Source organism: Roseateles agri (genome assembly GCF_034043675.1).
Classification (GTDB): domain Bacteria; phylum Pseudomonadota; class Gammaproteobacteria; order Burkholderiales; family Burkholderiaceae_C; genus KK5.
Genome location: NZ_JAXCLA010000004.1, coordinates 1 through 23,197 on the forward strand (window position 1 = coordinate 1; position 23,197 = coordinate 23,197).

The 23,197-nt window shown below is 67.5% G+C and carries 18 protein-coding genes; 9 read left to right on the forward strand and 9 right to left on the reverse strand.

What is annotated here, in order from left to right; translation table 11 throughout:
* Nucleotides 1-233 precede the first annotated feature (233 nt).
* The 5 genes from SNE35_RS12100 to SNE35_RS12120 all read right to left on the reverse strand — a co-directional run bounded on the left by SNE35_RS12100 (nucleotide 234) and on the right by SNE35_RS12120 (nucleotide 6,701).
* Nucleotides 234-1,322 carry an ABC transporter ATP-binding protein gene (locus SNE35_RS12100; RefSeq protein ID WP_320423165.1) on the reverse strand — a complete coding sequence of 363 codons (1,089 nt, stop codon included), beginning with the start codon at nucleotides 1,320-1,322 and terminating at the stop codon, nucleotides 234-236.
* Between the two features lie 14 nt (nucleotides 1,323-1,336).
* On the reverse strand, nucleotides 1,337-3,607 hold the full coding sequence (locus SNE35_RS12105; RefSeq protein ID WP_320423166.1) for a glycoside hydrolase family 2 protein: 2,271 nt from the start codon (nucleotides 3,605-3,607) through the stop codon (nucleotides 1,337-1,339).
* Entirely contained in the window at nucleotides 3,604-4,425 is an 822-nt protein-coding gene (locus SNE35_RS12110; RefSeq protein WP_320423167.1) for a carbohydrate ABC transporter permease, read from the reverse strand. The genes SNE35_RS12105 and SNE35_RS12110 overlap by 4 nt, the downstream gene beginning before the upstream one ends.
* A complete protein-coding gene (locus SNE35_RS12115; protein ID WP_320423168.1) occupies nucleotides 4,422-5,315 on the reverse strand; it encodes a carbohydrate ABC transporter permease in 894 nt (297 codons plus the stop codon). Before SNE35_RS12115 ends, SNE35_RS12110 begins: the two co-directional genes overlap by 4 nt.
* 93 nt (nucleotides 5,316-5,408) lie before the next feature.
* Entirely contained in the window at nucleotides 5,409-6,701 is a 1,293-nt protein-coding gene (locus SNE35_RS12120; RefSeq protein ID WP_320423169.1) for an ABC transporter substrate-binding protein, read from the reverse strand.
* A 203-nt stretch (nucleotides 6,702-6,904) separates the two neighbouring features.
* On the opposite strand from SNE35_RS12120, the gene SNE35_RS12125 reads away from it, so the two are divergent.
* Nucleotides 6,905-7,921 carry a LacI family DNA-binding transcriptional regulator gene (locus SNE35_RS12125; RefSeq protein ID WP_320423170.1) on the forward strand — a complete coding sequence of 339 codons (1,017 nt, stop codon included), beginning with the start codon at nucleotides 6,905-6,907 and terminating at the stop codon, nucleotides 7,919-7,921.
* A gap of 58 nt (nucleotides 7,922-7,979) precedes the next feature.
* Here SNE35_RS12125 and SNE35_RS12130 read toward each other — a convergent pair whose 3' ends face one another.
* Genes SNE35_RS12130 through SNE35_RS12140 form a run of 3 tightly spaced genes read right to left on the reverse strand, consistent with a single transcriptional unit; the run spans nucleotide 7,980 to nucleotide 10,482 of the window.
* Complete coding sequence (locus tag SNE35_RS12130) at nucleotides 7,980-8,990, reverse strand: serine hydrolase domain-containing protein (protein ID WP_320423171.1); 1,011 nt, start codon at nucleotides 8,988-8,990, stop codon at nucleotides 7,980-7,982.
* Between the two features lie 41 nt (nucleotides 8,991-9,031).
* Nucleotides 9,032-9,868: a helix-turn-helix domain-containing protein gene (locus tag SNE35_RS12135; RefSeq protein ID WP_320423172.1), complete on the reverse strand. Its 837-nt coding sequence runs from the start codon at nucleotides 9,866-9,868 to the stop codon at nucleotides 9,032-9,034.
* A 38-nt stretch (nucleotides 9,869-9,906) separates the two neighbouring features.
* Nucleotides 9,907-10,482: a TetR/AcrR family transcriptional regulator gene (locus SNE35_RS12140; protein WP_320423173.1), complete on the reverse strand. Its 576-nt coding sequence runs from the start codon at nucleotides 10,480-10,482 to the stop codon at nucleotides 9,907-9,909.
* A gap of 167 nt (nucleotides 10,483-10,649) precedes the next feature.
* On the opposite strand from SNE35_RS12140, the gene SNE35_RS12145 reads away from it, so the two are divergent.
* From SNE35_RS12145 to SNE35_RS12160, 4 genes are all read left to right on the forward strand, one after another.
* Nucleotides 10,650-12,077 carry an amidase gene (locus SNE35_RS12145; protein ID WP_320423174.1) on the forward strand — a complete coding sequence of 476 codons (1,428 nt, stop codon included), beginning with the start codon at nucleotides 10,650-10,652 and terminating at the stop codon, nucleotides 12,075-12,077.
* Nucleotides 12,078-12,092: 15 nt separating this feature from the next.
* Nucleotides 12,093-13,097: an alpha/beta fold hydrolase gene (locus SNE35_RS12150; protein ID WP_320423175.1), complete on the forward strand. Its 1,005-nt coding sequence runs from the start codon at nucleotides 12,093-12,095 to the stop codon at nucleotides 13,095-13,097.
* A 41-nt stretch (nucleotides 13,098-13,138) separates the two neighbouring features.
* Complete coding sequence (locus SNE35_RS12155) at nucleotides 13,139-13,615, forward strand: MarR family winged helix-turn-helix transcriptional regulator (RefSeq protein ID WP_320423176.1); 477 nt, start codon at nucleotides 13,139-13,141, stop codon at nucleotides 13,613-13,615.
* A 72-nt stretch (nucleotides 13,616-13,687) separates the two neighbouring features.
* Nucleotides 13,688-15,241 (forward strand): MFS transporter, encoded by a 1,554-nt coding sequence (locus tag SNE35_RS12160; protein WP_320423177.1) that lies wholly within the window; start codon nucleotides 13,688-13,690, stop codon nucleotides 15,239-15,241.
* Nucleotides 15,242-15,257: 16 nt separating this feature from the next.
* Here SNE35_RS12160 and SNE35_RS12165 read toward each other — a convergent pair whose 3' ends face one another.
* Nucleotides 15,258-18,620, reverse strand: coding sequence for a S41 family peptidase (locus SNE35_RS12165; RefSeq protein WP_320423178.1), 3,363 nt, complete (start codon nucleotides 18,618-18,620; stop codon nucleotides 15,258-15,260).
* A gap of 460 nt (nucleotides 18,621-19,080) precedes the next feature.
* Here SNE35_RS12165 and SNE35_RS12170 point away from each other — a divergent pair, with 460 nt between their 5' ends.
* From SNE35_RS12170 to SNE35_RS12185, 4 genes are read left to right on the forward strand one after another with little or no spacing between them, the layout of a single operon-like run.
* On the forward strand, nucleotides 19,081-21,021 hold the full coding sequence (locus SNE35_RS12170; protein WP_320423179.1) for a phage tail sheath C-terminal domain-containing protein: 1,941 nt from the start codon (nucleotides 19,081-19,083) through the stop codon (nucleotides 21,019-21,021).
* 45 nt (nucleotides 21,022-21,066) lie between these two features.
* Complete coding sequence (locus SNE35_RS12175) at nucleotides 21,067-21,588, forward strand: phage tail protein (protein ID WP_320423180.1); 522 nt, start codon at nucleotides 21,067-21,069, stop codon at nucleotides 21,586-21,588.
* A 6-nt stretch (nucleotides 21,589-21,594) separates the two neighbouring features.
* The gene (locus SNE35_RS12180; protein WP_320423181.1) at nucleotides 21,595-22,365 is read left to right on the forward strand and encodes a hypothetical protein; all 771 of its coding nucleotides are present in this window, start codon (nucleotides 21,595-21,597) and stop codon (nucleotides 22,363-22,365) included.
* Nucleotides 22,362-23,186, forward strand: a complete 825-nt coding sequence (locus tag SNE35_RS12185; protein WP_320423182.1) for a hypothetical protein — start codon at nucleotides 22,362-22,364, stop codon at nucleotides 23,184-23,186. Before SNE35_RS12180 ends, SNE35_RS12185 begins: the two co-directional genes overlap by 4 nt.
* Nucleotides 23,187-23,197: the final 11 nt, after the last annotated feature.

Genomic DNA, 23,197 nt, shown 5'->3' on the forward strand with positions numbered 1-23,197 from the left:
GCTTCGACAAGCACCACCACGTGCGCCGCGGTTTCCTCCCTTGAGGTTTACCCAACACCTGCCCTCAGGTCGGTGTACCGCGGCGAGCTGTCTGCCGCGACGGGCAGGTGTCGGACAAACCTAAACAGAAGCCGTCACTCACAGACAGGTGGCGGAGGACGCCAATCAGCCTAAACCGGTCGTTGCATCCGGCGCGTTGTGCGGCAGCTCCTGGCCGATTGCGGGCCCGACGCTCACCGGCAGTACAGCCGCCGCCCATCCTTCCCAAACAGCAGCGACTTGCCCGTATCGAACCGCACCTCCAGCGCCTGCCCGGCGCGCAGGTGGCGGCCGTGCTTCAGTTCGATCACGGCCATCGCGCCGCCGGCGGAGCGGGCGTAGGCGAAGGTTTCGCCGCCCAGGTGTTCCAGCATGTCGATGGTGACCGGCAGCGTGGCGTCGCCGTCGTCCTGGAAGTGTTCGGGGCGGACGCCGACCGAGACTTCGGTGCCGATCGCGGGCAGTTCGTGGGTGAGCGGCAGGGCGATCACCGTATCGCCGAAGCCGCTGAGCGCGATGTGCAGGCGGCCTTCGTTGTGCCCGACCACTCGACCCTCGAAGAAGTTCATCCGCGGAGAGCCGATGAAGCCGGCGACGAAGGTGTTGGCCGGGTTGTCGTAGAGCTCCAGCGGCGCGCCGACCTGTTCGACGACGCCTGCGCGCAGCACGACGATCTTGTCGGCCAGTGTCATCGCTTCGACCTGGTCGTGGGTGACGTAGATGATCGTGCTGCCCAGCTCGCGGTGCAGGCGGGCGACTTCGATGCGCATGTGGACGCGCAGCTCGGCGTCGAGGTTGGACAGCGGCTCGTCGAAGAGGAATACCTCCGGGTCGCGCACGATCGCGCGGCCGATGGCGACGCGCTGGCGTTGGCCGCCGGACAGTGCCTTGGGCTTGCGGTCCATCAGCGGTTGAAGGCCCAGGATGGCGGCAGCGCGCTCGACCTTCTCGGCGACCTGCGCCTTGGGCTCGCCGGCGTGCTTCAGCGCGAAGCCCATGTTCTCGCGCACGGTCATGTGCGGGTACAGCGCGTAGCTCTGGAACACCATCGCGATGCCGCGCTTGGACGGGTCCACGTGGTTCATCAGCTGGCCGCCGATGCGAAGTTCGCCGCTGCTGATCTCTTCCAGGCCCGAGATCGCGCGCAGCAAGGTGGACTTGCCGCAACCCGAGGGGCCGACGAAGACGACGAACTCGCCGTGCTTGATGTCCAGGCTGACGCCGCGGATGACGTCGGTGCTGCCAAAGGACTTGCGGACTTCCGTGAGGGTGACATCTGCCATGCGATCGGTCCCTCTCAGTCGGCGCGCAGGGTCAGGGCTTGCTCGCCCAGGCGGCGCGTGCGCACGCGCACGCTGATCTCGCCGGCGGCGCCGGTGGTCTCCAGCCAGAAGCCGGTCACGCCGCCCTTGATCGGCAGCAGCGCCGGCCCCAGCAGCTTGGCGGCGCCGCTCACCTCGATGGTGGCGATGTCGTCGAGGAAGGGCAGCAGGCGGCCGGCCTGGTCCAGCGCACGCACGATCACGCGGGTGGCGTCCTTCTCGTCGGCGCGCAGAACGGTGTCGTCCACCTGGACCTGCAGCTTTGTGGGCAAGGGGCTGCCGGAAACGGCCACGGTGGCGACGGGCTTGCCGTCCACATAGCCGGTGAACACGGCGTCGCGCCACAGCATGCCCCAGGCGCCGAAGGCGTTCACGCTGATGTGGCGTTCGTCGAAGATCACCGGCGCGTGCGGCAGGTGTGGGTAGCGCTCGCGATCGGGCTCGGCACGGGTGGGCGGCATGTCGCCCACGGTCAGCTCCACGTAGTCGCAGTTGGTCAGCACGACCAGCGGCAGCACCTCGCAGCGGTCCTTCTCGCCGCGGGCCCAGTACGAGACCGGTTCGAGCACGACCTGTTCCGCCGGGCTGCACTGGCTGGCGTAGACGTGGCCCGCGAACTTGGGCTCGCGGAAGATGTCCAGCACGCCGTGGTGGCAGACGCGGTCGCCGGCTCCGAAGTCCTTGTGCGTGTTGTAGTCGGCCATGCACCAGCCGATCGCGCCGGCGATGGCCGGGTCGCCGTAGCTTGCGTTCATCACCTGCAGGTGGCGGCTGACGTGCTCGGCCTGCCGGACCTCGGGGTCGATACGCTTGGTCGGGAACATGTGGCCGGTGTGCTCGGTCACGAGGTAGGGCACGTCGTGGTCCAGGCCGGTCACGGCGCGCGGCCTGCGCAGCGGCACCGGCTCGCGGCCGGCCAGCCAGTCGGGGCCGGCGCCGTTGAAGAAGTCGTTCATCGTGTAGACGTCTTCGAGCAGCTCGCTGTTGTCGATGCAGCGGATGCCGCCGACGGTGCGCGAATCCAGCTCGCGCGCCAACGCGGTCGTGCGGGCGTAGAACTCGTGATGGTCGGGCGACTCGTTGATGCGCACGCCCCAGCAGATGATGGACGGATGGTTCCAGTCGCGCTCGATCATCCGGCGCACGTTCTCCACCGATTCGTCCTGCCAGGCCTGCCCGCCGATGTGCTGCCAGCCGGGGATCTCTTCCAGCACCAGCAGGCCGATCTCGTCGCAGCGGTCGAGGAAGTACTTCGACTGCGGGTAGTGCGAAGTGCGGACCAGGTTGCACTTCAGCTGGTGCTTGACGATGTCGGCGTCCTTCCGCTGCACGCGCCGGCCCATCGCGTAGCCGACGTAGGGGAAGCTCTGGTGCCGGTTCAGCCCGCGGATCTTCAGCGGCTGACCGTTGAGGAAGAAGCCCTCGGTCGTGAACGCGGCGGTGCGGAAGCCGAAGCGGGTGGCGAGCTGGTCGCTGCCGGCGCTCGTGTTCAAGGTCACGCGCACCTGGTAGAGCGTGGGCGCGTCCAGCTCCCAGCGCTGCAGTCCGGCAAGGCCGTCGAAGCCGGCGGTGAAGATGTCGCCGTTGACCTCCGCGCTGCACTGGTGGAGCACGCGGCCGTCCAGCGCGCAGAGTTCCACGAGCGCGGTGCCGGTGATGGCGACGCCGGTCGGGTTGCTGAGGAAGCCGGTGACCTGCACGCCCTTGGCGTCGCTGAGTTCGCCCGAGGTCTGCACCTTCAGCCGCTGGATGGAGACTGCGTCGGTGAGCTTCAGCCAGACGTCGCGGTAGATGCCGGCGTAGGTCAGGTAGTCGATCTGGCCGCCAAAGGGGGGAATCTCGGGGTTCTCGCTGCCGTCGATCTTGACCGTCAGGAGGTTGTCGGCGTTCTCGTTCAGCAGGCCGGTCAGCCGCACGCTGAAGGGCGTGTAGCCATCCTTGTGGGCAGCGACCTGGCGGCCGTTGAGCCAGACGACGGTGTTGGCCATCGCGCCGTCGAATTCGAGCGTGATCTCGCGGCCGGCGTACTCGGGCTGCCAGGGCAGGGCGCGCTGGTAGCCGAACTCCTTCTGGTAGCTGCGTTCGTCGAGGTAGGTCAGTTCGAGGTCGACCGCGTTGTGGGGCAGGCGCACCGGCTCGCCGGCGGCGGCCTCAGTGATCAGCGAGGGATCGAAGGACGTGTGGAAGGTCCAGCCCGAGTCGAGCTTGGCGATGGAACGCATGGTGTTGACGGAAACCTTGTTCATTTGACGGAGCCGAGCATGCCCTGCACGAACTGGCGCTGCATGGCGAAGAAGACGATGAGGGTGGGAAGCGTGGCGAGTACGGTCGCGACCATGACCACGCCGTAGTCCGGCGCATACGACGAGCCCAGCGAGGAGACGACCAGCGTGATGGTCTTCAGCTCGGTCGACTGCAGCGCGATCAGCGGCCACAGGAAGCCGTTCCATGCCGCCATGAAGACGATGATGAAGGCGGCGGCGTAGGTCGAGCGCATCACCGGCACGTAGACGTAGAGGAAGATCTGCCACTCCTTCAGGCCGTCGAGGCGGGCGGCCTCGCGCAGCTCCGGCGGGAAGGCCTTGCTGCTCTGGCGGAAGTAGAAGATCAGGTAGGCCGAGGCGACCGTGGGCAGGATCACGGCCATGTGCGTGTCCAGCATGTCCAGCGCGGCCATCAGCGTGAACAGCGGGATCATCAGCGCCGCGAAGGGCACCATCATCGACAGCAGCACGCCCTGGTAGATGCGCTCGCGCAGCGGCGAGCGAAACACCTCGAAGCCGTAGCCGGCCAGCGATGACACCAGCAGCGTCAACAGCGAGCCTGCCAGCGCGATCTTGCCGGAGTTCCAGAACACCTGGCCGACGTCGTACAGCTCGGTGAACTTGTGGAAGTTGTCGAGCAGTGCGCCGCCGAACGTGATCTTGCCCTTGGTGATGTCGCGGCCCGCGTTGGTGGCGCTGATCACCATCCAGCCGAAGGGGAAGACCGACAGCAGCGCCATCAGGCCGAGGAGGGCGTAGATGGCGGCGCCGCGCAGCGTGTCGAGCAGGCGGGCCATCATTGGTCTCGCTCCCGCGCCAGGTAGAACTGCAGCACGGCCAGCAGCGCCACCAGCGCGACGATGACGTAGGACACGGTGGCCGCGTAGCCGAAGCTCGGCACGAACTTGAAGGACAGGTTGTAGATGTACAGCGACAGCGAGAGCGTGCTGTCGGCCGGGCCGCCGGCAGTGATGTTCATCGCCTCGTCGAACAGCTGCAGCGTGCCGATCGTCGAGGTGATCGTGGTGAACAGCAGCACCGGCTTCAACATCGGCACGGTGATCGAGACCAGGCGGCGATAGGCCGAGATGCCGTCGATGCGCGCGGCCTCGTAGATCGACTTGTCGATGTTCTGCATCGCCGCCAGATAGAAGATCATGTTGTAGCCGGTCCAGCGCCAGGTCAGCGCCAGCATGATGACGACGCGGGCCCAGAAGGGATCGGTCAACCAGGGCACTGGGCCATCGACCAGGCCCAGTTGCTGCAGCGTCACGTTGACGATGCCGTCGTACGAGAACATGCTCTTGAACAGCATCGAGTACGCGACCAGCGAGGTCACGCAGGGCAGGAAGATCGCCGTGCGCAGCAGCCCGCGAAAGCGCAGGTTCGGCATGTTCAGGCACGAGGCCAGCACCAGGGCCAGCACGATCATCACCGGCACCTGGATCACGAGGTAGATGAAGGTGTTGGTCAGCGCCCGCATGAACATCGGATCGTCCAGCAGGCGCTGGACATTGCCGAAGCCGACGAACTGCACCATCGTGCCCTGGCCGGCGTGGGTCGACATCCACAGCGATTTGCCGATCGGATAGACGGTGAACAGCAGCATCAACAGCAGCGCGGGGCCGATGAAGGCCCAGCCGTTGACGTCATGAAAGCGCCGGTAGCTCGGCGCGGGGGACTGCGGCATGGCGAGGGATCGCTAGAGAAGGGGAGCGAGGACGGCGGGGAGGGCGGGGCAGGCGCTCACGTCCTGCCCCGCGCCCGACAAGTACCCGGGCGCTTACTTGACCTGCGCGGCCACCTGCTGGTTGATGGCGTCCATCACCTTCTCCACCGGCGTGCCGCCGATCAGGCCTGGCAGCTGCGCCGCCATCGCGGCGTCGGCCTCGTAGGTGTAGATGCCGTAGTTCACGCTGGGCACCTTGACCAGGTAATCGCTGAACTGCTGCCACACCTTGGCGCCGCCGAAGAAGGGATCGGCAGCCGCGTATTCCTTGCCGTCACGCGAGGCCATCAGCGTACCCACGGCACCGCGCGCCTGCAGGATCGTCTGGTAAAAGTCGACGTCCTTCGCATAGATCTCGTTGAGGAAATCGACGGCCAGCGCCTTCTCCTTGCCGCTGGACAGCACGTACCAGCTGGAGCCGCCGAGGTTGGATGCGTTGGTGGCGCCGGGGATGCCCAGCGAAGGCGTCGCCGCCACGCCCCACAGGCCGGCCTGGCTCTTCTCGGACTTGACGGTGCCGGTGATCCACACGCCGGTGGTGATCGTGGCCACGTCGCCGGCGTTGACCGCGCCGACGTATTCCGGCCAGCCGGCCGTCGGCTTCACGATGCCGGCCTTGAACAGCTTGGCCTCGACTTCCAGCGCGGCCTTCAGCGCGGCGTTGTTCTTGATGTCGAGCTTGCCGTCCTTGTCGAAGTACCAGCGGCCGGCGGACTGCATCATGATCCGCACGAGGCTGTTGTCGTTGGGGTCGATGCCCAGCATCTTCTTGCCCGTGGCCGCGGAGACCTTCTTGCCGATCTCGATGTAGCGGTCCCAGGTGATGTTCTGCATGTCCTTGTCGCTGAACCCGGCCTTGGCCAGCAGGTCCTTGCGGTAGTACATGCCGGTGACGCCGGAGTCGAAGGGCAGGCCGTAGACCTTGCCGTTGACCGTCATCAGGTCCACCTTGTACTTGGCGAAGCCGCTGTAGTTGACGACGCCGGACATCGGCTCGAACGCGCCGGGGAAGGAGCGCAGGTACTTCTGGGCGTTGTAGTCCTCGACGAGAACGATGTCAGGCAGCGTCTTGGTGGCGCCGGAGGCCAGCGTGGTCTGCAGCTTCTGCTCCAGGTCGGCCTTGGCCATGTCCACGATCTTGAAGGTCGTGCCCGGGTGCTTGGCGGTGTAGCGCTTGCCCGCCTCCTGCATGATCGCGATGTTGAAGTTCGGGTCCCAGGCCCAGATCGTCACCTCCTTGGCAGAGGCGCCGGGGCTGGCGAGCAGGGCGGTGCTGCCGAGGAGGAGGCCGGCCAGGCCGGTCAGTGCAGTGCGCTTGGTGATCGCGCCGTGGTTCGCAAGATCCATGTTTTCGTTTGTCTCCGGTTGAATGAATTTAAGCGGTTAAATTTCTGCTTCGAGCCAGCGCCGTCGAGTGCGGCTTTGTGGTTGTCTCCCTATCGATCCAGAAATTTAAGCGATTAAATCGCTGTTTTTTGGTAATGTACCGACTCTCTTACGAACAACGAACAGCGCCAAGGGTAAATCCTTAGGCTCCACGAATCCCTCACATGGCCACCCTCAGCGACGTCGCACGCTTGGCCGGCGTCACGACCGCCACCGTCTCCAACGTGCTGCGCAATCCCGGCAAGGTGAAACCGTCGACGGTGGAGAAGGTCGAAGCCGCGATTGCCTCGACCGGCTACCGGCCCAACCTGATGGCCCGCGCGCTGGCCGAAGGCAAGTCTTCGATGGTGGCGATGGTGCTGCCCGACATCACGAACCCGTTCTATCCGGAGTTCGTGGCGGTGGCCGAGCGCGTGGCCCGCGACCGCAACTACTTCCTGATGGTCTGCAACACGCCGGACCGGCCGGACATCGGCCTGGCCTACCTGAAGCAGATCACCGGCACCTTGGCCGGCGGCGTGCTGGTGCTGGACACCGGAATCCTGCCCGGCGACATCGAGCAGATCAGCAACCGCCGCGCGCCGATCGTGCTGGCCTCCAACGAGGCGATCCACTACGACGAGCAGGTGCCCCACGTCGTGCTGGACCTGCACCGCGCCGGCGAGATCGCCGGCCAGCACCTGGTCGAACTGGGCCATCGCGAGGTCGGCGCCATCGTCGGCTGCGGCCTGGCGGGCCGGCAGATCGTGCGCCTCGGCGGCTTCGAAAGCGCGCTGCAAGCCGCCGGCCTGAGCCTGGCCCCGGAGCATGTGCGCGACACGCCCGACACGGTCGAAGGCGGCCGCGCCGCGGCCGAGTCGCTGCTGGCCGCCAACGCGAACATCACCGCGATCTTCGCCACCAACGACCTGATGGCCTACGGCGCAGCGCAAGTACTGGCGGAGCGAGGCATCGCGGTGCCGCAGGCGATGTCGCTGATCGGCATCACCGACATCCACCTGGCGCGCGACATGCGACCGGCGCTCACCACGGTGGCGCTGCATACCGAGACGATGGCGACGCTGGCGATCAATCTGTTGCTGGACCTGATCGAAGACCCGGGGCATCAGCCGCGGAGTGTGAAGGTGCCGGAGCCGGCGTTGGTAGTTAGGGCTTCGACGGGGGTCGTGGCGGCTATCTGATTTGTCGACAATGTGTATTATGTAAAATCATATACAAGGGCTGCCAGCCCTGCCTTCCCTATGCAGCCGAAGCCAAAAGAGCTCGCAACACCTCCTGCGAGCGTCGCTGACCATAGCCATGTCCATAGGCTGCGGACGTCACTGCAATGACCAGTCCCAACTCCGGCACGACATAGATCTTGTTGCCGCCATTGCCCGACGCGAAGTGCACGTCGATGCCAGTTCCGGCGATATCGAGTCGCTTGGCGTACCAGAAGTAGCCGTAGCTGTCGGCGTATGGATCGACATCCGAGATCGCCACGCGGGCGCGGAGGCTCTGGGCAATCCACGCGGCGCTCAGCACGCGGTGGCTACCGAAATCTCCGTTTGAGCGGACCATCTCTCCGATGCGAACGAGGTCTCGCGCCGTCAGCGAAAGGTTGCCCTGCCCTTTGGCATGGCCCGACTGGTCTCGGCCCCATTGCCAGCGTCTGATGCCGAGCGGCTCGAAGAGCACTTCCGCCGCAAAGGATTCCAGGTCGCGACGCGTGGCCTGCTCGACCACGCGTCCGGCCAGATGGGCGGTGAGCGAGTTGTAGCGATACCGCGTGCCCGGCGCACGCTCGGCGGGCACGGCCAGCATGAACGCGAGCGGGTCCGGCGCGTCGTCGAGACGGTCCTCGTTGCCGGGCGAGGCCGGATCCTCGTCGAATGCGGCGAGGCCGGACCGCATGGTCAGGATCTCGTCGATGCGGACCGGCCCCAGCGCGCTACCGCGTGCGCCCGGCCAGTAGCGCTCGACCGGATCCTGCACGCTCGCGATGGCGCCCCGGTCGATGGCGGCGCCGACGAGCAGCGAGGTGATGCTTTTTCCCGCCGAGCGGACGTCGTGCAGTGTGTCCGGTCGTGCATCGCCGAAGTAGCGTTCCGCCACGATGCTTCCGTCTCGGGCGACGACGACCGCGCGCAGATCGCGGTGCTCGTCGTCGTTCCAGTCTGCCAGTCGTGCGGCCAGCGCTTGCGGTTTGCCCCGCGCAACGGCTGCGGTAGCCAACAGCGCCGCGGCGACACAGGTTCGGCGATTGATCATGCTTCCTCCGATGTTCTCGACGAAATCGTCGCAGCGCGGTTTTACGGCGAAGCGTTCGGCTCGTCTTGTATCGGTGAAACCTGATGCTGATGGCGCAAGCGCCGCCAGCGTGCCGGCGTGGTGTCGAAGGCGGTCTTGAACTGGCGTGTCAGGTGCGCCTGGTCGACAAATCCAGTGGCCGCGGCAACGTCAGCGAGCGAAGCCGTACCGGCCCCCAGCAAGGCGGCGGCGCGCTCCAGCCGGCGCCCTCGCAGGAACTCGCCGGGCGAGCAATTCAGCCAGCGCCGATAGATCCGTGCCAGATGAACCGGATGTACGCCGGCATGCGCCGCGAGGTCGGACGCGCTCGACGCCACGTCATCGGACATGAAGCTCATCTCGAACACCGACTTCAGCCAGGCTGGCGGGCGCGAGCCACGTGGGGCAACGTCGTCGCGCGAGTGCGGCAGCACGCAATCCATCAGCTGCAGGGCGCATGCCTCGAGCCGCAATGCCGAGGCGTCGCCGGATTCGAAGTCCCGCGCGGCGTTCTGCGCGCACCACAGCGCCCATGGATCGACTACGGCTCGCGCGCGCCCTTCACAGGCCCCACCGGAGATGGCAAAGAAGCGCCCCTGCCCTTTGTGGAAGCGATCGCAGTGCGTCGTGCCGGCCGGATTGAAGACCAGCAGAGGCGTCTGCGATACGAACGGAGCGCCGTTGGCCGACGACATGTAGCCGCCTGCCAGCACCAGCACGAAGTGCGCTTCCTCGTGGGAGTGGGGTCTGACCTCATCCTCCGGGGCGTTCGCGGAGAGCAGGTGAAAACTGAAGCCGCCGGCCTCGCGGGGCGCCGGACCATGGCCCCAGAACTCTTGGCGTCTGCGCAGAAGATTCATAGATGCGGTGACCCGCGGCCAACGTCTTGCTCCATCACCTACGACGGCCAGAGCCCCGCCGCCCGATAGTTCTCGATCAGCGTGTCGTACAGCTTGATGTCCGACCGGCCGCGCGCCATCAGCTGTGCGCCGGCCACGGCGGCGAAGATCGCGTGCGCCCGCTTCTTTGCGTCCTTGGCCTCCACGGCACCGGCGGCGATCAGTGTCTTCGCGAGCCAGGCGATGTTCACATCCGAGAAGGCCTGCACTTCCGTTTTCACGACCTCGGGCAGGTCGTCGTACTCGGCCGTCATGAAGCTGCACATGCAGATGCGGTTGTTGTTCTCCAGCGCAGTGCGGAAGGTCTTCGGGAAACGGCGCAGGCGCTCGACCGGATCCGCGTACTTGGTCGACAGCGCCTCCAGCGCTGCGCCGGCGTCCTCCCAGTAGCGCTTGGCCACCGCAGTGGCGAGATCCGCCTTGCTCGGAAAGTGGTGATAGAGGCTCGCCGCCTTGATGCCGACTTCATCGGCGAGCGCCCGGAGATTCAGGCCGCCATAGCCGTGCGCCTGCGCGATCTTCGTCGCCGCGACCAGGATCTTGTCCCGGGAACTGGTGTTTGCCTGGCTGTCCACGAATCCGTCCTCGAAAAGTTCGCGCCCGACCGAGGAGGTGGGGCGCGACGCCATTGTCTCAAGAGCGACGAGGTGTTGACGCGCCGCACGATGCCCTCTATTCTTCAGACTAACGAACGTTAGGTAGTTCGTAAAACCAGATCTCCATTCACCTTGAAAGCACGCCCATGAGTACCGAACTCGTCCATCAGGACGCTACCCGCCTTGCCGAACTGATCCGCACCAAGGAGGTCTCTCCGGTCGAGGTCGTCCAGGCGCACCTGGACCGCATCAGCGCGGCCGACCCGCAGATCAACGCCATCGTCACCATCGCCCCGGACGCCCTGCGCGCCGCCCGGGCCGCCGAAGCCGCCGTGATGGCCGGCGAGAAACTCGGCCCCCTGCACGGCGTGCCCTTCACCGCCAAGGACTCCATCGACTCCGCGGGCGTGGCGACCCAGTTCGCCTCGCCGATCTTCAAAGGCCGCGTTCCCGATACGGACGCCACCACGATGGTGCGCATGAAGGCGGCGGGCGGCATCCTGCTCGCCAAGACCAACCATCCCGAGTTCTCGTTCTGGATCGAGACCGACAACCTGCTCTCGGGCCGCACCCGCAACCCTTGGAACCTCGACCGCACGCCCGGCGGCTCGAGCGGCGGTGAGTCCGCAGCCGTCGCGGCCGGCATGTCACCGATCGGCCTGGCCACGGACGTGGCGATCTCGGTCCGCGGCCCGGCGGCGCTGACCGGCGTCGTCGGCTTCAAGGCTACCCATGGCCGCATCCCGATGACCGGTATCTGGCCGCGCGTGCCACGCCGCTTCTGGCACGTCGGCCCGATCGCGCGCAGCGTGCGCGACGTGGCGCTGGCCTACTCGCTGCTGGCCGGCCCGGATGGCGCCGACGGCCACTCGACAAGCCCGCTCACGCTGGATGCCGGAGTGGCGTCAAGGCCCGGCCGGCCGATCCGCGTCGGCTGGCTGGTCGAGCCCGGCTTCAGACTGATCGACAGCGACGTCGCCGCCACCGTGCAAGCCGCCGCCGAGGCGCTGAAGGGCCTGGGCGTGATCGTCGAGCCGGTGCGCATCCCGGTGCTGGAGCAGATCAACGCGCTCGAGCTGCTCTGGAAGCTGCAGGTCATGGAAACCAAGCCGGCCTTCAAGAAGGTGACGGCCGGCCATGAAGACAAGATCTTCAAGCACGTCCAGGGCGTCTATGACACGCCCGACACCTCCATCGAGGACTTCGTCATCGCGGAGCAGCAGATCGATTTCATGCGCGACGGCTTCGCCCAGTACTTCCAGAAGTACGACGCCCTGCTCTGCCCGGTGACGCCCGTCCCGGATCACGGCCACGACGCCGCGGAGTTCGAGATCAATGGCCAGAAGGTGTCGTCCCTGCACGTGATGGATGCGACCGCACCCTTCAGCGTGACCGGCCTGCCCGGCCTGTCGATGCGCTTCGGCACCAGTCGCGACGGCCTGCCGATCGGCATCCAGCTGGTGGCACCGTGGCTCGCCGAGTCCACCAGCCTGCACCTGGCGGCACTGCTGGAAAGCGTGAGTCCGGTGCGCAACCTGCATCCGAGCCTGGCCGCGATGGGCATCAAGGGCTGACAAGGAGTCGTCGCCATGACAGATCCAACGAACATCCGGCGGCGCGGCCTGCTGCTGGGCAGCGGCGTCGCCGTGTCTGCCCTGTCGGGCCTTTCGCCGCCAAGCGCGGCGGGCGCACCGGGGCGTTTCGAGGCTATCCGCCAGATCAAGGCCGGCAAGCTCGACGTCGGCTACGCGCAGCTCGGCCCCGACAAGGGCCCCGCGGTGATCCTGCTGCACGGCTGGCCGCACGACATCCACAGCTTCTTCGACGTGGCGCCGCTGCTGGCCGCCGAGGGCTACCGCGTCATCGTGCCTTACCTGCGGGGCTATGGATCGACGCACTTCCTGTCCGCCGACACGCCGCGCAACGGCCAGCAGTCGGTCTTCGCGGCGGATGTCGTCGCGCTGATGGACGCGCTGGAACTCCCGGACGCGGTGCTGGCCGGTTTCGACTGGGGCGGGCGCGCGGCCAACATCGTCGCGGCGGCCTGGCCGGATCGCTGCCGCGGCCTGGTCTCGGCGAGCGGCTACCTGATCGGCAGCCAGGAAGCCAACCGCAAGCCGCTGCCGCCGCAGGCCGAGTTGCAGGCCTGGTTCCAGTACTACTTCGCGACCGAACGAGGCGCCGCCGGCTACGCCCAATACCGCGAAGAGTTCAACCGCCTGGTCTGGCGCAACGCCTCGCCGCAGTTCAGCTTCGACGAGGCCACCTACGCCCGGACTGCCCGCGCCTTTGACAACCCGGACCACGTTGCCATCGTCATCGACAACTACCGTTGGCGGCTGGGATTGAGCCGGGGGGAGCCGGCGTACGACGCGCTGGAAAAGATGCTCGCGCAGGCGCCGAAGATCGCCGTGCCAGCAATCACGCTGGAGGGCGACGCCAACGGCGCGCCGCATCAGCCGCCTGCGGCCTATGCCGGGCGGTACGTGGGGCGATACCAGCATCGGGACCTGCGCGGCGGCATCGGTCACAACCTGCCGCAGGAGGCGCCCCAGGCCTTCGCGGAGGCGGTCCTGCAAGTCACCCGGCTTTAGGATTTGGGTATTATGGGCATATGCCCTGAACCCGGTAAGCCATGCCTGCATCCAAGCCATCCATCCCCCTGCGGGGCGAGTGTTCGGCCACGGCCTTGCGCAAGGCCTCGCGCAAGGTTGCCCAGCTCTTCGATGAAGCGCTGGCGCCTTGCGCGCTGAAGTCGACGCAGTACTCGATCCTCGTGGAGATCGCCCGCCACGGCGACGACCCGCCGGCGCTGCAGGCCCTGGCCGATGCGCTCGTGATGGATCGCTCCACACTCGGGCACAACCTCCGCCCGCTGGAGCGGGACGAGCTGGTCACCATCGTGCCCGGCGTGGACGACCGCCGCCGGCGCCACATCGCGCTGACGCCGGCCGGAAAGCGCCGTCTCCGCGAAGCGCATGCCCATTGGCTCACGGCGCAAGCGCACTTCCACAGCGTGTTCGGGGAGGAGTCCGCCGGCGTGCTGCGGGCCACCCTGCTGGACATCGCCTACCACCCTCACCTCACCGCTCGCAGATCCGGCGAGTCCTGAAACCCCGGCGCTGCGGCCTCGGCGCCTGCAACCTCTTCAATTGCAAATATGGGCATATGCCCATGAATCGACATGAACACACCGCCTCCCCCTCCAGCCGCCCCGCGCCAGGTCCTCATCGTCGCGTCCATCGTGTCCTGCCTCGTGATGCTGGACTCGAACATCGTCGCCGTCGCGCTGCCGACGATTGCGCATTCGCTCGCGGCCAGCTTCTCCGACGTGCAGTGGGTCATCACGGCCTACATCCTCCCGTTCGCGGCGCTGCTGATGGCGGCAGGCTCCTTCGCGGACCTGGCCGGGCGGCGCCGCGCGGTGCTGCTCGGGCAAGTCATCTTCGCCATCGCCTCGCTGTTCTGCGGCATCGCCAGTTCCGCGCTGATGCTCAACCTCGCGCGGGCGCTGCAAGGCGTCGGCGCCAGCCTGCTGCTGACCGCGGCGTTGGCGGTGATCAACCATGGCTTCCAGGGGGCGGCGCGGGCCCGCGCCTATGCCTTCTGGGGCGCCTGCATCGGCATCGCCATCACCAGCGGTCCGATCGTCGGCGGCATCATCTCCAGCACGCTGGGCTGGCACTGGGCCTTCCTGATCAACCTGCCGCTCTGCGCCGTGCTGATCCTGGCCACCCTGAAGGTGATCCCCGAGTCCCGCAATCCGGAGGCGCGCAGGGTCGACTGGGCGGGCATCGTGCTGTTCACCGGCGGGCTCTTCCTGCTGACCTGGGCCGTCATTTCGGGCAACGCGCTGGGCTGGAACTCGCCGGCGATCCTGGCGCGCCTGCTGGGCGGCCTCGCGCTGCTCGTCGCCTTCGCGCTCGTCGAGCACTTCCAGTCGCAGCCGATGGTCGACCCGCGGCTGCTGCGCACGCGGGACTTCGCCGGCAGCGCTGCCGCGATGGTGGGCTATGCCGCAGCCGCGCAGGTCATGATCTTCTATCTGCCGCTGTACTTGCAGAACACCTACGCGTTCACGCCGGCCGTCGCGGGCGTGGCGATGCTGCCGTTCGCGCTGCCGATGTTCATCGTGCCGCGGCTCGTTGGCCAGTTGGCGCACTCGTGGTCGTCCAAGGGCCTTCTCGGCTTCGGCCTGGCGGTCACGACGGTGGCGAATGCCGTGCTCGCGCTGCTGGCCGTGAACCAGGTGAGCTATGTCGCGATGGCGCTCGGCATGGCGCTGGCGGGCACGGGCGCCGGTCTGCTCAACGGCGAGACGGCCAAGGCCGTGCAGAGCACGCTGCCAGCCAACCAATCCGGCATGGCCTCGGGCGTCAGCGCCACGCTGCGTTTCAGCGCCCTGCTGATCGGCGTTGCGGCGCTCGGCGCCGTGCTGAGCGCCGCCACCGCGAGCGCGATCCACGGCACGTCGACGCTCTGGGGCATGGATCCCTCAGCGGCATGGGAGGCCGCCAAGCAGTTCGCCGCGGGCGACACCGGCGGTGCGCTCCGCGGCGTTTCGCCGAACGAACAGCCGGCCGCCACGGCCGCGTTGCGCGCGGCCTTTGCCAGCGGCTTCAGCATCACCGCCTGGGGTGCGGCAGCCGTCGGCCTGATGACCTGCGGCTTGACGCTGTCCTTGCTGGGCGCCGGGGCCACGGCGCCAGGCGAACTCCACGTTGCGCCTGGCGAGTGAGCGCCTCAGTTGCTCCTCAGTTCCCCAGCAACGACTTCACCGCTGCCGACAGCTGCTGGTCCTCGCCCTTGTCCAGCGTGCGCTTGTCCAGAGGCACCTGGATGTCGGGCGTGATGCGGGCGGTTTCCATGAACTGACCGTTCTCCGCGCGGAAGCCCACCTGCGGGATGCCGAAGACGGTGGCGCCGTCCTGCATGGTTTCCCACCACACGGCCGTGCCGGTGCCGGCCACGGGCATGCCGATGAGCTTGCCGATGCCCAGGTGCTGGTAGGTCCATGGGAACAGGTGCGCGTCGGAGTAGTTGCTCTCGCTGATCAGCACGGCCGAGGGCTTGGTCCACCTACCGACCGGCTCCCAGCCCAGGCTCTGGCCGCGCGGCACGAACTCGAGGTAGCGCTTGCCCGAGAGCAAGGTCGCCAGTTCGTCATGCAGATTGCCGCCACCGTTGAAGCGGGTGTCGACGATCAGCGCCTGCTTGCCGCTGGCACGGCCGAGCGCGTCGGCATAGACCTGGCGGTAGGAGGCGTCGTTCATGCCCCGCACGTGCACATAGCCGAGCTTGCCGCCGGAGAGCTTGTCCACCAGCGCACGCTCGTTGCGCACCCAGCGCTTGTAGAGCAGCTCGTTCTCGGCGCCGCGGTCGATCGGCCGCAGCGACTGCTCGAAACGCTGGCCGGTGGCCGGGTCGATCACGTCGAGCACCACCCGCTGGCCCGCCTTGCGGTTGAGCAGCGAATCGAACTCGGCGCCCGCGCCGATGCGGGTGCCGTCGATGGCCTCGATCACCATGCCGGCCTTGAGTTTGGTGTCGGCCAGGTCCAGCGGGCCGCCGTCGATGACTTCGGCCACGCGCACGCCGGTGCCCTTGTAGGCATCGTCGTAGAACAGGCCCAGCGATGCGGTGGCGTCGCCGTTGGGATCGGGTCGGGGGCGGAACGAGCTGCCGGTGTGCGACACGTTCAGCTCGCCCAGCATCTCGCTGAGCAGCTCGGAGAAGTCCGCGCCGTCGGCCACGAAGGGCAACTGCCGCTCGTACACCTTGCGGTAGTAGGCCCAGTCCACGCCACCCATGTCCTTGACGTAGAGCTTCTCCTGCGTCTGGCGCCAGACGTGGTCGAACATCTGCGCGCGTTCGGCCGCATGGTCGATGCGCACGTCGGCGCTGAACTTCAGCGGCTCGACCTTCACATCGCCCTTGCCGTCATCGCCCGGCACCTTGAACTTGCTGACCTTGCCGGAGGCCATCACGAAGCCGGTGCCGCCCTTGGCATCGAGCCAGAGACTGACCCCGTCACCGCGGCCGCCGGGCAGTGCCGCCAGGCGGCGCGATTCCTTGTCGCGCAGGCGGATCTGCCAGAGCTCGAAGCCCTCCCCGCCCTTGGCGACGTAGAAGACCTGCTCGCCGTCGGGCGTCATCGCGATGTCCTTGATGTCGCCGGACGCTTGCGACAGGCGCACGGTGCGGCCGTCCAGGCCTTCGGTCTCGATGACGACCGGCTTGACGGGCTCCTTGGGCTCGTCCTTCGCGTCGTCCTTCTTGGCTTCCGTGGACTTGTCGGAGGCCTTGTCGTCCTTCTTGCCCGCGTCCTTCTTGTCGTCTTTCTTCTCGTCCTTCTTTTCGTCTTCCTCGCGCTTCTTCAGCTGCGCGTACTCGGCCTTGTCGAGCTTGTAGCGGTCGTAGGCGGCACGGGTGAGGAACATCGCGTAGACGTCGGAGTCGTTGCGCGCGCCGCCGCCGCTGCCGTGCAGGCCCTGGCGGTCGGTCAGCCACAGCATGATCTGGCCGCCGCGCCCGAACAGGGGCTGCACGTCGTCGTAGCCGCTCTGCGTCAGGTTCACGAGCTTGCCCGAGCCGTCGGCCGGCACGACGCCGATCTCCTGGCCCCAGCGGTTGTGGTCGACGAACTGCACCAGCAGGCTCTTGCTGTCGGGCGCCCAGTCGTAGGCCTGGTCGCCGTCCTCGTAGGAATAGTTCCAGTCGGCAGAAAGCACTTCGCGGGTCTTGCCGCTGGCCAGGTTCAACACGTGCACCGAGGCGCGGTCATGCAGGTAGGCCACTTCCTTGCCGTCGGGCGAATAGCGCGGCTGGAAGCTCTGGCCGGCGTCTTCCAGCAGCACCTTGGTCGTCACGCGCGGCGCGTTGAAGAAGCCGGGCACGGCCTTCTTGTCGCCGACGATCGCGGCCTCGCAGAGCGCCCAGTGCCCGTTCTGCTCGCAGGCGTAGACCAGCTTGCGGCCGTCCGGGCTGAAGCTGACCGAGCGCTTCTGGCCCGGGCCTTCGGTGATGCGGCGCGTGTTGCCGAACTCGGTCGAGGCCACGAAGATCTGGCCCCGCACGACGACGGCGATCTCGCTGCCGTCCGGGCTCGCGGCCATGTCGGTGGCGCCATCGCTGAGCTTCAGGTTCTCGACGCTCGGCACCAGGGTGTCGGCTGCGATGGTGACGCTCAGCTTCTGCGGCGTCGCTGCACCCGGGGCCAGGGTGTAGAGCTCGCCGTCGTAGCCGAAGGACAGGGTGCCGTTGTCGGCGATCGACAGGAAACGCACCGGGTTCTTCGTGAAGTGCGTGACCTGCTCCGCCGCTTCCGGCTTGTCCGCCGGCATCTTCCAAACGTTGAAGCTGCCGCTCTTCTCGCTGAGGAAGTAGATGGACTTCTCGTCGGCCGACCAGACCGGGTTGCGGTTCTCGCCGCCGGTGTTGGTCAGTTTCCGGTGCTGGCCGGTCTTGGCGTCCCACAGCCACACGTCGCGTGCCACGGGCGAGATATGGTGCTTGCGGAAGGCGTTCTCATAGCCCTTCCAGTCTTCGTACACCAGCTCCGTGCCGGCCTTGTTCATCCGGCCGGCCAGTGCCGGGGTGGAGAACAGCTGTTCCGGACGGCGGCCGGCCTCGATCGAGACCTTGTACAACTCGCCCTGCGCGCCCGAGGGGAAGGCCATGCTGCCGCGCGCGTCCATGCGCTGGGCGCCGAACAGCACGGACTTGCCGTCCGGCGTGAAAGCCACCGGCAGTTCGGCGGCGGAATGGCTCGTCAGCCGCCGCGAGGGTCCGCCCTCGGCCGAGACGATGAAGACGTCGTTGTTGCCATACACGTCGGCGCCATAGGCCAGCAGCTTTCCGTCCGGCGACCAGACCGGCGCCGTGCTGTGATGGCCGTTGGCCACCAGCAGGCGCGCCGTGCCGCCGCCGACCGGCACGATGTAAAGATTGCCCTGGAAGGCGAAGGCGATCTGCCTGCCATCCGGCGAGATGGCGCTCTGGCGCAGCCACAGCGGATTGTTCAATGGACCCAGGGTAGCGCCGGGCGCCTCGGCTTGGGCGAGCGAACCATAGGCCGACATCAACGCGAGGACGGCGGCAGCGAGCTTCAGTCTCATTTCAGGCAGCAGGGTGAGTTGTCGAACCGCGCAGTCTATGGGAGGCCCAGGAGGGGGCCGAAAGACATGGGGCGGGCGCTTTGCCTTGTCATTCAAGTATCCATATGGTTATATGAACCCTACCCTCCGACCGATAGCAACGGCCATGCCACCGGAAATTTCAAGGCCTCTCGGTCACAAGTTGAAACACGCGGCCCTGTCCATCAACTTATGGATGTGAGCGCCGGAGGCGAACAAGAGAATCGCCTCCGGCAGTTCGGAAAAGGTCCGACGACGCCAAGGCTCGACGGCATCGAAACGAAGCCGCCGGAGCACCCGGGATGCCGACGGCACCGGGGCCAGCCCAGCCAACGCTAACGCTAACGACCGCTAGGTCGTCGATCCCGAGGACGAGGCCCTGCGATGCATCGCGCGGCTCGCCGTTCCAACCTCTTTCTTCGCCCGCGAGGAGAACCCGCTCATGATCCAGGTCAGCTATCCCGGTGTGTATGTCCAGGAGAAGTCCAGCGGCGTGCGCACCATCACCGGCGTCGCCACCTCCATCGCGGCCTTCATCGACGGCTTCCCGCGCGGCCTGCTCGATGAAGCCGTCCAGTGCCTGAGCTATGCCGACTTCGAACGCGAGTTCGGCGGCATCAGCACGGACAGCCCGGCCAGCTACGGCGTGAAGCAGTTCTTCCAGAACGGCGGCGGCGAGTGCTGGGTCGTGCGGGTCAGCGACTCGGCCGCGGCGGCAACGTCGACCGTCTCCGACACCGCGGGCGGCGGCGGTACCGACCTCTTCAACGTCACCGCCGGCCGGCAGATCCGCGGCCTCAGTGCCGAGAACCCGGGCACCTGGGGCAATGGCGTGCGGCTGGACATCGACTACGACAGCTTCGATCCGTCGAGCCAGTTCAATCTGACCGTCAGCGAGGTGGCGACGAGCAACGGCCGCACGCAGGTGCTGCGCAGCGAGAGCTTCCGTAACCTGACGCTGCAGGCCGGGGCACCGAACTTCGCGCTCGACGTGGTCAATGCCGGTTCGACCATCATGCAGCTGGACCGCAACGGCATCGCGACGGCGCTGCCGACCGTCGCCCCCTTCCCGCGGCCCGCGGCCACGGGCACGCTGGGCACCACCGTCGCAGCGATTCCCGCGAGCCCGCTGCTGCTGAGCGTGGACGCTGGCGGCGGCGCGCGCGCTTTCAGCGTCGCCTACACCGGCTCGCCGGACCTGCCGACGCTGCGCCCGCTGATCGAAGCCGCGCTGCGCGGCGCTTCGGCCTCCGCCACCACCGACGCCGAGCGCGCACTGATCGCCGGCGCGACGGTGAAGCTGGTCGGCTCGGTCGCCGCCGGCTTCCAGCTCCAGTTCCTCGCGGGCCGCGGCGGCACGAATTACCTGCCCGCGGCCACGTTGACGATGGGCGGCGCCTCGGCCGCGGCGCTGGGCCTGCCCGGCGGCACGAACGTGCAGCAGATCGCGCTGGCCGGCGGCACGGACGGCACGATGCCCGTCAACGCGCCGGAACTCACCGGTACGCTCGCGGCGAAGACCGGCATCTATGCGCTGGAAGACGTGGACCTCGTGAACCTGCTGTGCATGCCGCGCGTGGCCGACCTGGCGGCCACGAACATGAACGCCGTGTACTCCGAGGCGACGACCTACATCGCCAGCCGGCGCGGCTTCCTGCTGATCGACATCCCGGAGCTGACGGCCAGCCTCGATGCCATGCAGACCTGGATGTCTCAGAACGATTCGCTGCGCAGCCGCGATGCCGCGGTCTACTTCCCGCGCACCTTCGTGCCGGACCCTGCCAACGGCAACCGGCTGCGCAGCATCGCCTCCAGCGGCACGGTGGCCGGCCTTTATGCGCGCACCGACGCCACGCGCGGCGTGTGGAAGGCGCCCGCCGGCACCGAGGCGAAGCTGGAGAACGTGCAGTCGCTCGCCTACCTGCTGACCGACCTGCAGAACGGCGCGCTCAATCCGCTCGGCGTGAACTGCCTGCGCACCTTCCCGGTCTACAGCCACATCTGCTGGGGCGCGCGCACGCTGGACGGCGCAGACCAGCTCGCCAGCGAGTGGAAGTACATCCCCATCCGGCGGCTCGCGCTCTACATCGAGGAGAGCCTGTTCCGCGGCACCAAGTGGGTCGTGTTCGAGCCGAACGACGAGCCGCTGTGGGCGCAGATCCGGCTCAATGTGGGCGTGTTCATGCGCGGCCTGTTCAACCAGGGCGCCTTCCAGGGCAGCACGCCGGCGGACGCCTACTTCGTCAAGTGCGACAAGGAGACGACGACGCAGGCGGACCGCAACGCCGGCATCGTCAACATCGAGGTGGGCTTCGCCCCGCTGAAGCCGGCCGAGTTCGTGGTGCTGACGATCCAGCAGATCGCCGGCGACCTGCAGGTCTGACACGCCTGACAACCCTGCCATCCAACCGCAATCCGGAGCAGCACCATGGCCAAAGGCTTCGTCGTCAACGTCAACCGCTACGACCCTTACAAGAACTTCAAGTTCCAGATCATGTGGGACGGCCGCATCGTCGTGGGCATCAGCAAGTGCACGTCGCTCAAGCGCACGACCGAAGTGGTCAAGCACCGCGAGGGCGGCGACAACAGCACGGACCGCAAGTCGCCCGGCCGCACCTCCTACGAGGCGATCACGCTGGAGCGCGGTGTCACGCACGACCCCGAGTTCGAGAAGTGGGCCAACCTCGTGCACCCGTTGGACGATCCGTCCATGGACCTGAAGAACTTCCGCAAGGACCTGGTGCTGCTGTTCAACAACGAGCGCGGGCTGACGGTGAAGCGCTACAAGCTCTACCGCTGCTGGGTCAGCGAGTACCAGGCCATCCCGGACCTCGACGCCAATGCCAACGCCACCGCCATCGAGATGATGAAGCTGGAGCTGGAAGGCTGGGAGCGCGACGTCGACACACCCGAGCCCGACGAGAGCGCTGCCGTGCCGGTGGCCGGATGAACCCCGATGACGCTCACCCCTGCATGGCGCGCTTTCGGGCAGCAGGCCTGCGATCTTGAGCACGACTTCGCTTGCGATGACCGGCCCGCACTGGTGACGGCGCTGCTCGCCGCCGCGGCGCCCGCCGAGGACTGGTGGCAAGCGCCGGTGAGCCGCCGCATCGCCGCTCTGCTGGACCTGGCGCTGCATTCCAGCGGCCTCCGTTCGCTAGACCTGACCTTGCACTGCGAGCAGCCCGGCTGCGGCAAACGCTTCGACATCGAGCTGCCCGAAGAAGCCTGGGCGCAGGACGATGGCGCACTAAGCGGAGCACTAACGCCGGTCGCCGTGACGACCGAAACCGGGCAGCCGCTCATGACGCTGCGCCGCCCGACCGGCGCCGACCTGCGCGCCTGCCGTGAAGACGCGATGACCACCCTGCTCGATGCCGGCCCCGCGGCCGTCGCCCATGCACTGCTCAAGCGCCTTTGCCTGGCCGGCACGCCTGTCGATGGCGACGCGCCGCGCGCCGCGCAGGCGCTGGCCGAGGCCGATCCGCTGGTCGCCTTCAGCGTTCACTGCACCTGCCCCGAATGCGGAACGCCGGATGACTACGCCATCGATCTTGAAGCCGAGGCGCTGCGCCGACTGGCGCTGCGCCAGATAGCGCTGGTGGACGAAGTGCACCGTATCGCCTCGCACTACGGCTGGAGCGAACGCGAGATCTTCGAGGTGCCGCCTGCGCGCCGGCGCTTGTACCTGCAGGCGATGAACGCGAACGAGGAGCCGTTCGCATGAAGGCAGGCACCGACTACTTCGGCGGCGTGATGCGTTCGGCCGGATTGGCTGGGCCGACTGCCTTGCCGCCGGCGCGAGCCGCGGCGGGCGCGAGCGATGCCTTCGAGCCGATCGAGTCGATGCAGGATGCACCGGCACTAGCACCCGCGCCGTCGATGCCAGAGCGAGCGGCCGATGTGGAGGCGGCTGCGACAAGGACGCCGGCGCCGACCGAGTTGCCGCGGCCATCGCCCCGCATCGGCGAACTGGCGCACGATCCGTCGCCCGCCGTGCAGGCCGCACTGCGCTGGATCGCGGCTGGCGAGCCCGCGCCGATGAAACCAGAGGCGCCGGTGATCGCATCGCGTGATGAGGCCGCAGATCCGACGCAGGAGAACCAAGCGCCCGTTTCGCTCGTCTCGCCAGCACCGGCCGCATCGCCCCAATCAGCGAGTGCAGCGCCGCCTCCCAAACCTCAGCTGCGTGAACCGACGCCTCCCTTCCCCATCGCCGAGGTAGCCACGCGCGCCCCCGAGGTTTCGACTCACGCACCGGCTCCATCGATCCACGCCGCTACGCCCGCCCGTGCGCAGCCGCCTCGCCCGGCCGAAGCACCGAAAGCCACCAGCCGCCGAGCGCCCGATGTCCACATCGGCACGCTGCACGTCACGCTCGATGCCGCCACCGCCGCGCGCTTCGCACCGCCCGCCCCGGCCCCGCGCACCGTGATCGCCGCGCCCGAATCGCCGCGGGCCTCGTCAGCACCCGCCGCCGCGCGAGCAACCGGCTCGCAAGCCGCTGTCGGCAGCGGCCTGTCGCGCAGCCGCCTGCCGCGCTGGTAATCGGACCGTCA